The sequence below is a fragment of the Moritella sp. 36 genome (genome assembly GCF_018219415.1).
Lineage (GTDB): Bacteria > Pseudomonadota > Gammaproteobacteria > Enterobacterales > Moritellaceae > Moritella.
In genome coordinates this window covers 2,202,363-2,216,905 of the sequence record NZ_CP056120.1, presented here as the reverse complement: position 1 = coordinate 2,216,905, position 14,543 = coordinate 2,202,363, and the positions used below count along the sequence as shown (strand labels likewise).

The 14,543-nt window shown below is 39.2% G+C and carries 9 protein-coding genes; 6 read left to right on the top strand and 3 right to left on the bottom strand.

Features of this window, described 5'->3' with window-relative positions; genetic code table 11:
- Positions 1–102 precede the first annotated feature (102 nt).
- Entirely contained in the window at positions 103–1,179 is a 1,077-nt protein-coding gene (gene apbC / locus HWV03_RS09985) for an iron-sulfur cluster carrier protein ApbC (RefSeq protein WP_211679559.1), read from the bottom strand.
- 203 nt (positions 1,180–1,382) lie between these two features.
- On the opposite strand from apbC, the gene metG reads away from it, so the two are divergent.
- The 3 genes from metG to cdd all read left to right on the top strand — a co-directional run bounded on the left by metG (position 1,383) and on the right by cdd (position 5,766).
- A complete protein-coding gene (metG, locus tag HWV03_RS09980; RefSeq protein WP_211679558.1) occupies positions 1,383–3,446 on the top strand; it encodes a methionine--tRNA ligase in 2,064 nt (687 codons plus the stop codon).
- Between the two features lie 111 nt (positions 3,447–3,557).
- Positions 3,558–4,748 (top strand): class I SAM-dependent methyltransferase, encoded by a 1,191-nt coding sequence (locus HWV03_RS09975; protein ID WP_211679557.1) that lies wholly within the window; start codon positions 3,558–3,560, stop codon positions 4,746–4,748.
- Positions 4,749–4,851: 103 nt separating this feature from the next.
- Positions 4,852–5,766, top strand: a complete 915-nt coding sequence (gene cdd / locus HWV03_RS09970; protein WP_211679556.1) for a cytidine deaminase — start codon at positions 4,852–4,854, stop codon at positions 5,764–5,766.
- Between the two features lie 73 nt (positions 5,767–5,839).
- Here the strand turns inward: cdd and HWV03_RS09965 are convergent, their stop codons facing one another.
- Complete coding sequence (locus HWV03_RS09965) at positions 5,840–6,679, bottom strand: isopenicillin N synthase family dioxygenase (protein WP_211679555.1); 840 nt, start codon at positions 6,677–6,679, stop codon at positions 5,840–5,842.
- A gap of 277 nt (positions 6,680–6,956) precedes the next feature.
- Entirely contained in the window at positions 6,957–7,634 is a 678-nt protein-coding gene (locus HWV03_RS09960) for a thiol:disulfide interchange protein DsbA/DsbL (protein ID WP_255547155.1), read from the bottom strand.
- 370 nt (positions 7,635–8,004) lie between these two features.
- Between HWV03_RS09960 and HWV03_RS09955 the strand changes: the two genes are divergently transcribed.
- The 3 genes from HWV03_RS09955 (at position 8,005) to HWV03_RS09945 (ending at position 14,321) form a co-directional block, all read left to right on the top strand.
- Complete coding sequence (locus tag HWV03_RS09955; RefSeq protein WP_211679554.1) at positions 8,005–9,918, top strand: methyl-accepting chemotaxis protein; 1,914 nt, start codon at positions 8,005–8,007, stop codon at positions 9,916–9,918.
- A gap of 312 nt (positions 9,919–10,230) precedes the next feature.
- Complete coding sequence (locus HWV03_RS09950; protein WP_211679553.1) at positions 10,231–12,144, top strand: methyl-accepting chemotaxis protein; 1,914 nt, start codon at positions 10,231–10,233, stop codon at positions 12,142–12,144.
- Between the two features lie 263 nt (positions 12,145–12,407).
- On the top strand, positions 12,408–14,321 hold the full coding sequence (locus HWV03_RS09945; protein ID WP_211679552.1) for a methyl-accepting chemotaxis protein: 1,914 nt from the start codon (positions 12,408–12,410) through the stop codon (positions 14,319–14,321).
- The last annotated feature ends 222 nt before the right edge of the window (positions 14,322–14,543 follow it).

The following is a 14,543-nucleotide window of genomic DNA, read 5'->3' as shown; positions in this document are numbered from 1 at the left end:
ATGATCCGTTAGGGCTTAAGACTTGGTTATTATAGAAATTTATAGTCTGTCATTCTAGAGCAAACCGAAAAATACCTATAATAAGTTATAAAAGTACCTATATCACGTTAGCTTAATTGGTATCTCTGTTGATATTGTGTGCGTTTGAAAAAACATCTTACTGACAATATCATTCGCTAGTTGCGCATAAATAGCAGAGAATGCAGAATTAGGCTGTGCCGCTACAGTTGGTGTACCCGCATCTATATCCGCACGCAAGTCAATATGTAACGGTAGTTGAGCCACACATTCAGTGTCAAAACGTGCGGCCATTTTAACCACACCACCCGTGCCAAAAATTGCTTCTTCGTGCCCGCAGTTACTGCAGATATGCGTACTCATGTTTTCGACAACACCCAATACAGGGACTTTCACTTGTCTGAACATGCTAATACCTTTGGCTGCATCAGCAAGCGCAACATCTTGTGGTGTTGATACGATCAATGCACCCGTTACTGGAATATTTTGACTCAAGGTTAATTGAATATCACCCGTACCCGGTGGCATATCAATAAATAGATAATCAAGTTCGCCCCAATGTGTTTCACCGAGTAACTGCATTAAAGCTTTACTTGCCATTGGACCACGCCAAATCATCGCTTGATCATTTAGTGCAATAAAGCCAATACTATTAACCGCTAAACCATGGGCCTTGATCGCAGTCATGGTATTACCATCGTATGCTTCAGGGCGAGATTCGCTTACACCAAGCATGAGGGGAATTGAAGGACCATAGATATCCGCGTCCATGATACCGACTTTTGCCCCCATTTTAGCCAATGCGAGCGCTGTATTAACGGTTGTAGTTGATTTACCCACTCCACCTTTACCAGAGGCAACCGCAATCACATTTTTCACACCGTGAATAGCTGGCGCGTCGTTACAACGGGCTAAAGTCGCAATATCTAATGTGATAATCCACTGAACGCTTTCCACGCCCTTCATGAGTGCTACTTTTGGTTCTAACTTGGTTTTAACATCGCTTTCAAAATCCAACGATGGAAACGGTAGCCGTATCTGGATCTCAACACAACCGCCCTTATTGGTAATTGTTTCTAATACATTACTGTCCGCAATATTTTTCAACCAGTTTTTAGGTTGAAAAATGCCAACGAGCTGCGTGATCTTTGCAATATCCATAACCGCCTCTTAATTTGAGCTTGTAAGTGTGTAGCTTTTAAGCATTTATACTTTATTAATCTACTATATCAATGATAAAGCAAAGAATCACAAATAAATACGCTAAAAAACGCAGGGTTTTTAGCCTAACATCTATGCTTTAGAAGTCGTATCAGGTAACATCGGATAACTTTATTTTTCACCACAAGATGAATCAGATTTTTATGACATCAGAACGCAAAATCTTAGTAACAAGCGCATTACCCTATGCCAACGGTCCTATTCACTTAGGTCATATGCTTGAGTATATCCAGACTGACATCTGGGTTCGTTTCCAAAAGCAACGTGGTCACACATGTACATATGTATGTGCAGATGACGCCCACGGCACGCCAATCATGCTTAAAGCGCAAGAGCGCGGTATTACGCCGGAAGCAATGATCGCGCAGACTAAAATTGAGCATATGGCTGATTTTGCTGATTTCAATGTTGGTTTTGATAACTATCATTCAACGCACAGTGATGAAAACCGTGAACTTGCAAGCATGATCTACACGCGTCTACGCGACAATGGTCATATCAAAACACGTGTAATTTCACAGCTATTCGATCCTGAAAAACAAATGTTCTTACCAGATCGCTTTGTTAAAGGTATTTGCCCTGAATGTAAGAGTGAAGATCAAAATGGTGATAACTGCGACAACTGTGGCGCAACGTACTCTCCAACTGATTTAATCGCTCCAAAATCAGTCGTTTCAGGTGCAGAACCAATTCTTAAAGATTCAGAGCATTACTTCTTTGATCTACCTGCATTTGGCGATATGTTACAAGCATGGACACGCTCTGGTACATTACAAGACGAAATCGCGAATAAACTTGCTGAATGGTTTGAAGCTGGCCTTCAACAGTGGGATATCAGCCGTGATGCACCTTACTTTGGTTTCGAAATTCCTGATGCACCAGGTAAATTCTTCTACGTTTGGTTAGACGCGCCGATCGGTTACATGGGTAGTTTCAAAAACCTTTGTGATCGTAGTGATGATCTTGATTTTGACGAGTACTTCAAAAAAGATTCAACAACTGAACTTTATCACTTCATTGGTAAAGACATCGTTAATTTCCACAGCCTATTCTGGCCAGCAATGCTTGAAGGCACGGGTTTCCGTAAGCCAACAGCTGTATTTGCACACGGTTTTGTTACTGTAAACGGTAAGAAAATGTCTAAATCACGCGGTACATTCATCATGGCGCGTACTTACCTAGACAACCTAAATCCAGAATACCTACGTTATTACTACGCAGCAAAACTAAGCAACAAGATTGTGGATTTAGATTTAAATCTAGAAGATTTTGCACAACGCGTAAATTCTGACGTTGTTGGTAAAGTAGTGAATCTTGCAAGCCGTACTGCTGGTTTCATCTACAAACGTTTTGATGCAAAACTAGCAAGCGAAATTTCAGAACCTGAATTATTAGCTGAATTCGTTGCTGCTGGCGATACTATTGCTCAATATTACGAAACGCGTGATTTTAGCAAAGCAATTAAAGAAATCATGGCACTTGCTGATAAAGCAAATGCTTACATTGCAGACAAAGCACCGTGGCAACTTATCAAGCAAGAAGGTTGTGAAGCAGAAGCACACCTTGTTTGTACTATGGGTATCAACTTATTCCGTATCCTATCAGTTTACTTGAAACCTGTATTACCAGAAATGGTTGCTGAAGTTGAAAAATTCTTAAACGATGATTTTAACTGGGATAGCTACAAAACAGTATTAACAGACCACGAAATCAACAAGTTCAAGCCGTTAATGCAACGCGTTGAAATGGACAAAGTTGAAACTATGGTTGAAGCATCTAAGCAAAACTTAGTCGTTGCTGAAGAAGAGAAAGAAGAAGTTGTTGAGGAAACACCGCTTGATCTTGCTTCTGATAAGCACCTTAAAGATGAGCCAATTGGTGAAATGATCGCATTTGATGATTTTGAAAAAGTTGACTTACGTATTGCTAAAATTGTAAAAGCTGAACATGTTGAAGGCGCTAAGAAATTACTTAAGCTAACCTTAGATGTAGGCGGCGAAACGCGTCAAGTATTTGCTGGTATCAAATCAGCTTACGAACCAGAGCAACTTGAAGGTCGCTTAACGGTTATGGTTGCTAACTTAGCACCACGTAAGATGAAGTTTGGTATGTCAGAAGGTATGGTACTTGCTGCTGGCCCTGGCGGCAGCGATATTTTCGTACTAAACCCGGATGAAGGTTCTGAACCTGGCATGCGCGTAATGTAAGACGGTTTAGTCATAAAAATAGTGTTTCATCGCTATTATTATCACTAACTTTAAAGGGACTCACACTGAGTCCCTTTTTATCTATCTACTATAGAAGAATAAGAGATTTAAATGACAGCTCAAATTATCCTTGCTAAAGGCAAAGAAAAAGCACTTAAACGTAGACACCCGTGGATCTTCTCTGGCGCAGTTTCAAAAGTGAAAGGCGAAGCAACAGCTGGTGACACAGTTGATATCATGAGTGCCGGCGGTGAATGGCTAGCATCTGGTAGCTACTCTCCAGAATCTCAAATTCGTGTACGAGTGTGGCATTACGACCGTGGCGTAGAAATCGATCAAGCATTCTTTGAAAAGCGCATCAAACAAGCGCAATCATTACGTGATGAGTTAATCGAAGAAAAAGGCCTAACTGGCTACCGTTTAATCGCAGCTGAATCTGATAGCCTTCCAGGTATCACAATCGATCGTTACAACGATTTCTTAGTATGTCAGTTATTATCAGCAGGTGCCGATTTTCACCGTGACACACTTGTTGCAGCATTAAGCGTTCTTTACCCAGAGTGCAGCATCTACGAACGTTCAGATGTAGCAGTACGTAAAAAGGAAGGCCTAGAGCTAGTACAAGGTGTTCTTAAAGGTGAAGAGCCACCAGAAGTAGTGATCATTGAAGAAAATGGCGTTAAAATTGAAGTTGATATTAAAGGTGGCCACAAAACTGGTTTCTACCTTGATCAACGTGATAACCGTAAAGCAGCTGCAAAATATGCAAAAGGCAAAGACGTGCTTAACTGCTTCTCTTACACGGGTGGTTTTGGTGTTTACGCGCTACAAGCTGGTGCTAAGTCAATTACCAACGTAGATTTATCACAGCCTGCACTAGATATTGCTAAACGTAATGCAGAGCACAACAACCTTGACCTTTCAAATGCCTCTTTTGAACGTGCCGACGTATTCAAACTATTACGTAAGTTCCGTGAAGAAGGCCGTACATTTGATACGATCATTCTTGACCCCCCTAAATTTGCAGAAAACAAAGCGCAAATGAAAGGTGCTTGTCGTGGTTATAAAGACATCAACTTTGTGGCAATGCAAGTACTTAAGCCAGGCGGTACACTGTTAACATTCTCATGTTCAGGCCTTATGGAAGATGGTTTATTCCAGAAAATTGTTGCGGATGCAGCACTGGATGCTGGTCGTGATGCTTATATCGTTGAACGTTTATCACAAGCAGGTGACCACCCAACGGCTAGCTTCTATCCAGAAGGTTATTATCTAAACGGTTTAGTACTAAAAGTTTTATAATTTAGAGCTTTGATCTTGTAATAAATTGGATTTAGTTGCAAAGTGGCACTCAGATAGAATTTAATTCTCTATTCAGTGCCACTTTTTAATAAGGCCAATTTTTATGAAAAAAAATCTTCAAACAGCACTTTCCAGTTTACCGAAATCACTTCAAAGCCATGTTCTACCTATAATCTCTAAACCTGATTTTAAAGGTATAATTAGTGCTGCCGATGTCGACTTATTACAACTGCATTCAGCACTTGAAACACCTGAATTATTATTCAGTTTGTTACCCCTCGCTGCTGCCTATTCTGTTGCACCGATCTCTGAGTTTAATGTCGGCGCAATTGCACGAGCAGGATCTGGTAATCTGTATTTCGGTGCTAACTATGAATTTTCGAATCAAGCATTATTCAACAGTGTTCATGCTGAACAAGCCGCTATCAATAATGTATTTAGTCACCATGAAACAGAAATTTTAGATATTACAATTACCGCAAGCCCCTGTGGTCACTGCCGCCAGTTTATGAATGAATTAAGCTGTGCTAACGAATTAATTGTGAACCTTGAAGCCAGCGGTAGCAAACCACTGTCAGCCCTATTACCTGATTCATTTGGCCCAAGTGACTTAGGTGTAACCTCTCCCCTTCTTACTGCAGAAGCGGTATCGTTGACACTTAGTAGCGACTCAGCATCCGCAATTAGTGGTCATAACTCAACACTTACTGAGGTCGCACTTCAAGCAGCAAATACAAGCTATGCACCCTACAGCCATTGCCATGCTGGCATCGCGTTAAGAACAACATCAGGTACTGTAATTACAGGTCGTTACATTGAAAATGCGGCATTTAATCCATCGCTATCACCACTGCAATCCGTGTTAATTAATTTGAATTTAGCGGGATTTGAATTGGCCGATATTGAGACGATGATCTTGGTTGAAAAAGCAGAGACTAAGATGAGTCATGCACAAGCAACACAAGTACTGGTATCTGAAATAGGCGTAGTGAACTATCAATACTTATTAGCAAGTTAAACAATAAACGAAAACATCAACTATCCGAGCAATACTTGATGTTTTCGTTATTAAATACTTTTAGTCTAGAATGTTAAAGAACACCTAGCTCACGCAGTCTTTCTGTTAAGTATTCACCTGCGGTATAACGCTCTGATAATACAACCTCTGAATTAGGGTGTAAAAATAGCGGTAGCGAAACACGCGCTTTAGTCATATCAGCACCTTCAGGGTTTATCACTCGGTGCGTTGTCGATGGAAAATACCCACCCGATGCTTCTTGCAACATGTCACCAATGTTAATAATGATGTTACCAAAATCACTTGGTACATCTAACCAGCTACCATCTTGTTTCTGTACTTGTAAACCTGGCTCATTAGCAGCAGGTAAAACTGTTAACATGTTAATATCTTCATGTGCCGCTGCTCGAATAGCACCCACTTCTTCATCGCCCGTCATTGGAGGGTAATGCAATACGCGTAGTAGCGTAAGCGAGCTTTCTTCAACCATTTTTGACAATGGCATGCTGTATGTGGCAGACACATCGGCAGGTGAAAATTCTTCAACCCAATCAAGTAGCTCAGCGGCAAGTGCATTTGCTTGCTCGTAATACGCTAGAATATTTTCTTTTAATGACTCAGGAATACGGCCCCAAGTATATACATGGAAATATTCTTTAATATCTTTAACACTGTGGCCTTTTGCTGTTTCAGAAACAGTTGCAGGGAAAAAACCATCTTGCGTTTCTGGTTTAAACAAGAAATCATGTTTTTCTTCTGTTTCGAAAAACGCTTGCCATTCAGTATAAATAGTTCGAACTAATTCCGGATTAATCGGGTGATTAGTTAATACACCAAAACCTGTTTCACGAAGCGATTTTACAAACGCTTCAGCGCTGTTCTCTGCGCGGTAATCAATTGCTGCTAATGTCATTGCATATACTTCTCTGTTTAATTATTACAGAGAATAATAAAATTCATTAAACATAATGTCTACTGTTATCAACCATTTTTACCATATTATTTATCAAATGAACTACAATAGTACCTGCTTGCCGTCACAAACAATACTATTAACCTTTGAATGAAAGTCGATATAAAAACACATAATATACAACCATTCGATATTTAACCCTGAAAAAATACAAAAAAAAGAGCCACATAAATGCAACTCCTCAGTATTGATATCTGTTATATGATGTAATTAAAGGCTATTGCTCTAAAGTATTTAAGTAAGAAATAGTCGCAGCCAGCTCTTTTAATGTTTTATGCGCACCAGAATTAACTAAGTACTTACCTTTTACTAAGAAAACAGGTACAGATGCAATATTAGCGTTAGTCACAACCTTTTCTGCTTTAACCATTTGCTGATATACCGCTTCATGTTCAGCTTCGTTTAAATCGATTGGGCTCTTCATGTTATATTTTTTAAATATGGCTATCATCTGTTCTTTTTTCTGTGCTGGCGTCATATGTTCAGCAGGTTCTTCATTCTTTTGACCTTCACCATGATCATGATTATCCGCACCCGTACCACTTTGCGTATAAGTAAACAGATCAGCCATCATCTCTGAACTCGGTTTACCACCATTTTGATTTGCTGCTGCATAATAAACATAAGCCGAACGTTGCGCACTTTCATTAAACGTTACGTGGGTTTTGGCAAAATCGATTTTGGTCATATCTTCCATTACAGGAATCATTGTTTCCATGTTCTTACAATTGCCGCACGCAAGGGAAAAAATCTCTACAACATCAGGCAAATCAGACATAGGCGTCGGGATAATGGTATATTCGCTCCCTTCTTTTGGACTATTGTCCTCACTGCAGCCAGCAAGCGCAAACAAAGAAACAAAAACGAATAATAACGGCTTAAAGATAGATTTCATAATAAATAGGGGACCATAAGTTGGAAATTTTTAGAGCCTACAATGGATTATTATCAGTGTCGAATAATATTACTTAGCTTTACTTTCGGTATGATATTGATCAATTAAGTGACGCCATAACGACTATCAAGATAAATAAGTTCATAACACTATTACCACCGACTTTACAGGTCATAAAATAATGATAATTACCATAATTACAAAATTAATAGGTAGTTAACCGCAATTAAAGTGATCTAGATACAGATTATAATATAAAGAAATATACAATAAAGAACCATATGGATATGGTACCTGCGGGCTATGTCTACAGGTACCAGATCTACCCTTCTACTATCAATTAATACCGTTATGTAAGGATTAAGTTAACGTGAATTTTTTATCCAGTTTTAAAGGCCGTATCATTACAGTAGTGATATTACTCGTCATTTCCTCACTCGTGATATCGAGTTTTATTTCTTACCGACAATTATCTACTTCTATCGTAGGTAATATTGATAAATATTCACAGCTACAAGTCGATAGCACAGCCAACAAAATTAATAGTTGGTTTCAAGGCATCAAAAAAGGTTTAGCTGAAACAGCGCCTGATTTTGCAATCCCTCGTGATGATGAACAATTATTACTCATGGTTAAACAAGTATTTCTCGCTACCGACGCAAATGATATTTTGGCTGCTTATGAAGACGGTAAAGCAATTACAGCCATAGACGGCAAGCTAAATTTAGAAAGCTATGATCCACGTACTCGCGACTGGTATAAAGATGCAAAACAAAAAGGCGCTACAATCATTACCGGTATTTACAGTGATGCTACAACGGGCGGATTGATGATAAGTATTGCTGAACCCTTCTATTATAATGGCCAATTTTCAGGGGCATTATTAGCTGATATTCGCTTAGAAACAGTCAGTAACTTTATTAAGAATTCATCATTTGCAGATACCACGCTTAATTTATATGACATGACAGGCATGACCATCGCGTCAACAGATGATAGTCAAATCGTAGGTAAGCCGATGGACTCAGCCAATGCGACATTGACACCACTTAAAGACATGATCTCAAGTAACCAAGAAGGTACTTTCGAATTTAGCCAAGATAAGACAACAACGCTTGCGTATTTCACGACATTAAACCTTAACGATACTATTTCTTGGAAAGTGGCTATCACAGTAGACAAGTCTTCTCATTTTATCGAGATTAAAGAAGGCTTAGACAGCGCACTTATCACTGGACTCATCCTCGTTATTCTGGCGTCTATGATTAGCTTATTGTCCCTAAACCGTTTATATCGCCCTATCCTCACGCTAAAAGAAACCATTGTAGATCTTGCTAATGGTAATGCTGATTTAACCCGCCGTATCAATGTTCAAAGTAATGATGACTTAGGTCTGATTGCAGACGCGGTGAATAAATTCACGCTTAATTTACAAGGGATGATGTTAGATATATCCCAATCAACAGAGTATATCTCAGACGGTATTGAAGCACTTCGTTCGCAGACAGTACACAATAATAATGTACTACTAGAGCATGCGGCTGAAACAGAACAGATTGTTGTTGCGATTACAGAGATGAGTTCAACAGCTGATAGCGTTGCTCAAAGTGCTGCTCAATCAGCAACTTTCACACAAAAATCAACAGATGAAGCAAGACGTTCGAAAGAAGTGGTTAAAGGTGCGGTATTCGGTGTTGCAGAGCTCGTTACAGAAGTTGATAAGATGGCATTGAACATTCAAACGATGAATGAAGATACCAATAAAATTAATTCAGTATTAAGTGTCATTGGAGAAATTGCAGACCAAACGAATTTACTCGCATTAAACGCCGCAATTGAAGCTGCTCGAGCAGGTGATCAAGGTCGTGGATTCGCAGTCGTCGCAGATGAAGTGCGTACATTAGCAGCTAGAACACAACAAAGTACCTCTGAAATTAACGATATGCTAACCCGCTTATGTAACGGTGCGGACTCTGTTGTGCAAGCAATGAAAACCACAAAAACGAGCTGCGGGCAGACAGCGGAAACAACTGAAAGTGTGAATGAAAGCCTAGATTCAATGACTGAGTCAGTACTTCAAATAAACGATCTTGGCATTCAAATCGCCACAGCGGCAGAAGAACAAAGCTCAGTAACGGAAGAAATTAATCGTAACATGACCGCGATTCAACATATGGTACAGCAATTAACAAGTAACAGTGAAAAGACACTCAATAGCACCCATGACTTAGCAAGTAGTAATACACAGCTAATGAGTATTGTTAGCCAGTTCAAACTGAAATAAATACATCTTTAAGCAATGCGTTGAACCTTATTCAACTTTGGAACAACGTATTAATTCATTGCTAACGCCCGCTAAAGCCTCACAAATATCACCACTCTAAATCCCTCAAGACTCAATCCAACCCAATGTATGCATTAATACTTAATGATTAGAGATACTAAAAATTAGTGACCAAGATCAACTATTGTGCATTATAAATGCGATATCCATCTATCCTGCCGATAAGCTAATAACAATGTAATTACGATAGTGTTGTCGCGTTATCATACGCATTAACACTCCCGATACTAATGATTATAAGGATGTACCCACGTGAATTTCTTATCAAGTTTTAAAGGCCGGATAATTACAGTTATTATGTTACTGCTTATTACAACGCTAGCAATTTCGAATTTACTTTCTTATCGTCAAATGTCTTTATTAATTAAAGACGATATCGATAGCTACTCAACACTAAAAATACATAGCACGTCAGACAAAATAAACGCATGGTTTCAAACTATTAAAGATGGTTTAATCGGAACAGCTCCTGACTTTGCTAAACCGCATAACGAATACCAAATTAACTTAATGGTTCAACAGATTAATGCATCAACAAAAGCAACGGATATTCTTGTTGGGTTTGAAGATGGCAGCTCGTACAGTGCTATGACAGGCACTCGTTATGTCGCTGATTACGACCCTCGTTCTCGTGCTTGGTATGAAGACGCGAAACGTACAGGTACAACAATTATAACCCCGATGTATAAAGACGCACTGACTAATAATTTATTAGTGAGTATTGCTGAACCTTTCTATAAAGATGGGCAACTGGTCGGTGTATTACTTGCTGATATCGAACTAAACATACTTGAAGATATCGTTAAATCATCAGCATCTGACCATGCGAGCACTAGCCTATTTGACGAGGCTGGCACTATAATCGCGTCAACAGATAAAATAGAAGATCCAGGAAAATCAAAACTTGCAGACAATAGTGCTCTAACAGAACTACAACAGACAATGCTAACAGGAGACGCTGGTAAGCTAACCCATCCCGTTAATGGCAAAGAAAAAATCAGCTATTTTGATTCAATTAAACTTGATAACCAGCTAAGCTGGCATATATTGGTAACGGTAGATAAAAAGGCTCACTACGCTGTGATCGCTGACAGCTTAGAAGATTCGCTTATCACTGCTATTATGATGACGCTTATTGTGACTTTGTTAATATTCATTTGTCTGAATAAACTCTACCAACCAATCATCGCACTGAAGTCGACGGTTCAAGACCTAGCGCAAGGTAATGGCGATTTAACTCAGCGACTTGAAGTAACAAGTAAAGATGATTTAGGGCAGATTGCTGAATCGGTAAATACCTTTATTGCTAATCTCCAAACAATCATGTTAGAAATATCGCAATCAACAACACATATTTCTAGCGGTATTGAGCAACTTAGATCCCATACAGAACACAATAATACCGTATTAATTGACCACGCAAGTGAAACAGATCAGGTCGTTGTCGCAGTAACAGAAATGAGTTCGACAGCTGACAGTGTGGCTCAAAGTGCTGCGCAAAGTGCAACCTTCACACAAAAATCAACCGATGAGGCATACCAGTCTAAAACGGTCGTTCAAGGTGCAGTAAACGGGGTTGCAGACTTAGTAAATGAAGTTGAAGCAATGGCGTTAAACATTCAAACTATGAATGAAGATACTCACAAAATTAGCTCGGTATTAAGTGTGATTGGTGAAATTGCAGATCAAACTAACCTACTCGCGCTAAATGCTGCGATTGAAGCGGCACGTGCAGGTGAACAAGGTCGAGGCTTCGCGGTGGTTGCAGATGAAGTTAGAACGCTAGCCGCAAGAACCCAGCAAAGTACCTCAGAGATTAATGAGATGCTAACTCGCCTACGCAGTGGTGCAGATACCGTTGTAAAAGCCATGGACGCAACGAAATTGAGTTGTCAGCAAACCGCAGATACAACAGCAAGTGTGAATGAGAGTCTTGATTCTATGACGAATTCAGTTATGCAGATTAATGATCTCGGTATTCAAATTGCGACAGCAGCAGAAGAACAAAGCTCAGTAACAGAGGAGATAAACCGTAACATGACAATGATTCAAAGCATGGTTTCTCAGCTAACCGAAAATGGTGGAAAAACCATGGATAGTACACATACCCTGGCAAGTACGAATGATCAACTGCTTACCATTGTTGGACAGTTCAAGCTGCAATAATTTGATTTGATGTAGGCCTTCATCATTTTGAAGGTCTACCGATTTAATAATGGCCATTTATAAGTGATTATTGTTTAAAGCGCTTCTTACAATTGTAAGCCCTCGTAAGTTTTCACTGAATTGTCGACACTAAGTATATACAACAAGTTATCTTATATATATCATCCGCTGGCTATCACATACTAATTAACATTTATACAAAGTTAATACGTACTTTTAATCATTAAAATACACAAAATTATAATTTCAAAGGGTTTTATTTCATGGGCTTTATGGCGAGTTTTAAAGGAAGAATCATCTCGGTTGTTATTTTATTATTGATAACCTCACTGACAATTGCGAGTTATATTTCCTATAAGCAATTATCAAATTCAATGGTAAACAATATTGATCAATACTCAAAATTAAAAGTCCAAAGCACTACTGATAAAATTACCGACTGGTTTGAAACCATTAAAGATGCATTAACTCAGACGGCACCAAGTTTTGCTATAACGAGAAACGATGAACAGACATTACGCATGGTGAAACAAGTTGCGAATTCCACTAAAGCTACTGATATAATTGTAGGTTATGAAGATGGGCGTACATTTAGCGCATTAGAGGGATTTATTCCATTATCTGTCTTAGATGCAAGAACAAGAGCTTGGTATAAAAGTGCACGCCAAAATCAAGCGACAGTAATCACCGACATTTATAAGCATGCTATCTCTGGTGAACTGCTCATCAGTATTGCCGAACCTTTTTATGAAGATGGCCAATTTAAAGGTGTACTATTAGCTGATATTAACTTAAATATGCTTAAAGATATGATCAACAAATCAGCATTTTTTGGAGCCACTACCAGTCTATATGACATCAATACGATGACAATCGCATCGACAGATGAACGAGAAGTCATTGGTAACAAAATGCAATCTTATAGTAGTGCTTATACAAGGCTTCAAAGAGAAATCTTTCAAAAAAATACGGGCTCATTTGAACTTGAAAACAATGGTGTAAACCAAATTGTTTACTATACAAGGCTACACTTAGATGATAAATCAAGCTGGAGAATTGTTGTTACCATTGATAAATCAGTGCTTTTCTTACCCGTTCAAAACAGCCTGAATAACTCAATCATAAGTAATGTATTACTTGTCATTCTTGCCTCGATTATTATATTTATCGCCCTTTCACGTTTATACCGACCTATCCTGGCTTTAAAAGCGACTGTTTATGACCTAGCACAAGGCGATGCAGACCTGACTCGACGCTTAGCGGTGAATAGCCGGGATGACCTCGGTCAAATTGCCGAATCAGTGAATGCGTTTGTCAGTAATTTACAACGTATGATGTTAGAGATATCAGAATCAACAGACCATATATCAATGGGTGTTGAGCAATTAAAAGCACAGACAGAGCGTAACAATTCAGTACTTATCGATCATGCAAGTGAAACAGACCAAGTGGTTGTTGCGGTAACAGAAATGAGCTCAACAGCAGATAGTGTTGCTCAAAGTGCCGCGCAATCTGCCACCTTCACTCAGCGAACAACTGACGATGCTCACAGCTCAAAAGCCGTTGTCGAAGGTGCTGTACATGGGGTAGCAGACTTAGTGAATGAAGTTGAAGCGATGGCGCTTAACATTCAAACAATGAATGAAGATACCCATAAGATCAGTTCAGTATTAAGTGTGATTGGCGAAATTGCAGACCAAACTAACCTACTTGCATTAAATGCTGCAATTGAAGCTGCGCGTGCAGGTGAGCAAGGTCGTGGCTTTGCCGTGGTTGCTGACGAAGTACGTACACTTGCAGCAAGAACTCAACAAAGTACATCTGAAATTAACGAGATGCTTACACGCTTACGCAACGGGGCCGATATGGTTGTACGTGCGATGGACATCACTAAAGCAAGCTGTCAACAAACAGCCGCAACGACAGCAAGTGTCAATGATAACCTCGATTCAATGACAGACTCTGTCATGCAAATTAATGATCTTGGCATCCAAATAGCAACCGCAGCTGAAGAACAAAGTTCGGTGACCGAAGAAATTAATCGTAATATGACGATGATCCAAAGTATGGTTAATCAACTTACTGAAAATGGCGAAAAGACCATGGATAGCACACGTAATCTAGCAAGTTGCAATGAACAGCTACTAGCTATTGTTGGCCAATTTAAACTAGAATAGCCATAATATAAAATATTTAACTTTGTGGCGTTTATAGCCACAAAGTTTTATATTGAATCATAATCAAGAACTTCACGCCAAAACTAACGTTACATAAGCTTACAAAACCCTACCGAAACCTTCATATGAATGATAGGATGTTCAAAAAATTGCCATAATCTGAATATATATTGGCAAATCAGTTGAATAGCAAGATTTCTAATCATTAAAGGGTATTTATTC

Bases quoted from the DNA above. Each gene is read 5' to 3' on its own strand.
- apbC (WP_211679559.1), bottom strand. From the start codon at position 1,179: ATGGATATTGCAAAGATCACGCAGCTCGTTGGCATTTTTCAACCTAAA.
- metG (WP_211679558.1), top strand. From the start codon at position 1,383: ATGACATCAGAACGCAAAATCTTAGTAACAAGCGCATTACCCTATGCC.
- HWV03_RS09975 (WP_211679557.1), top strand. From the start codon at position 3,558: ATGACAGCTCAAATTATCCTTGCTAAAGGCAAAGAAAAAGCACTTAAA.
- cdd (WP_211679556.1), top strand. From the start codon at position 4,852: ATGAAAAAAAATCTTCAAACAGCACTTTCCAGTTTACCGAAATCACTT.
- HWV03_RS09965 (WP_211679555.1), bottom strand. From the start codon at position 6,679: ATGACATTAGCAGCAATTGATTACCGCGCAGAGAACAGCGCTGAAGCG.
- HWV03_RS09960 (WP_255547155.1), bottom strand. From the start codon at position 7,634: ATGAAATCTATCTTTAAGCCGTTATTATTCGTTTTTGTTTCTTTGTTT.
- HWV03_RS09945 (WP_211679552.1), top strand. From the start codon at position 12,408: ATGGGCTTTATGGCGAGTTTTAAAGGAAGAATCATCTCGGTTGTTATT.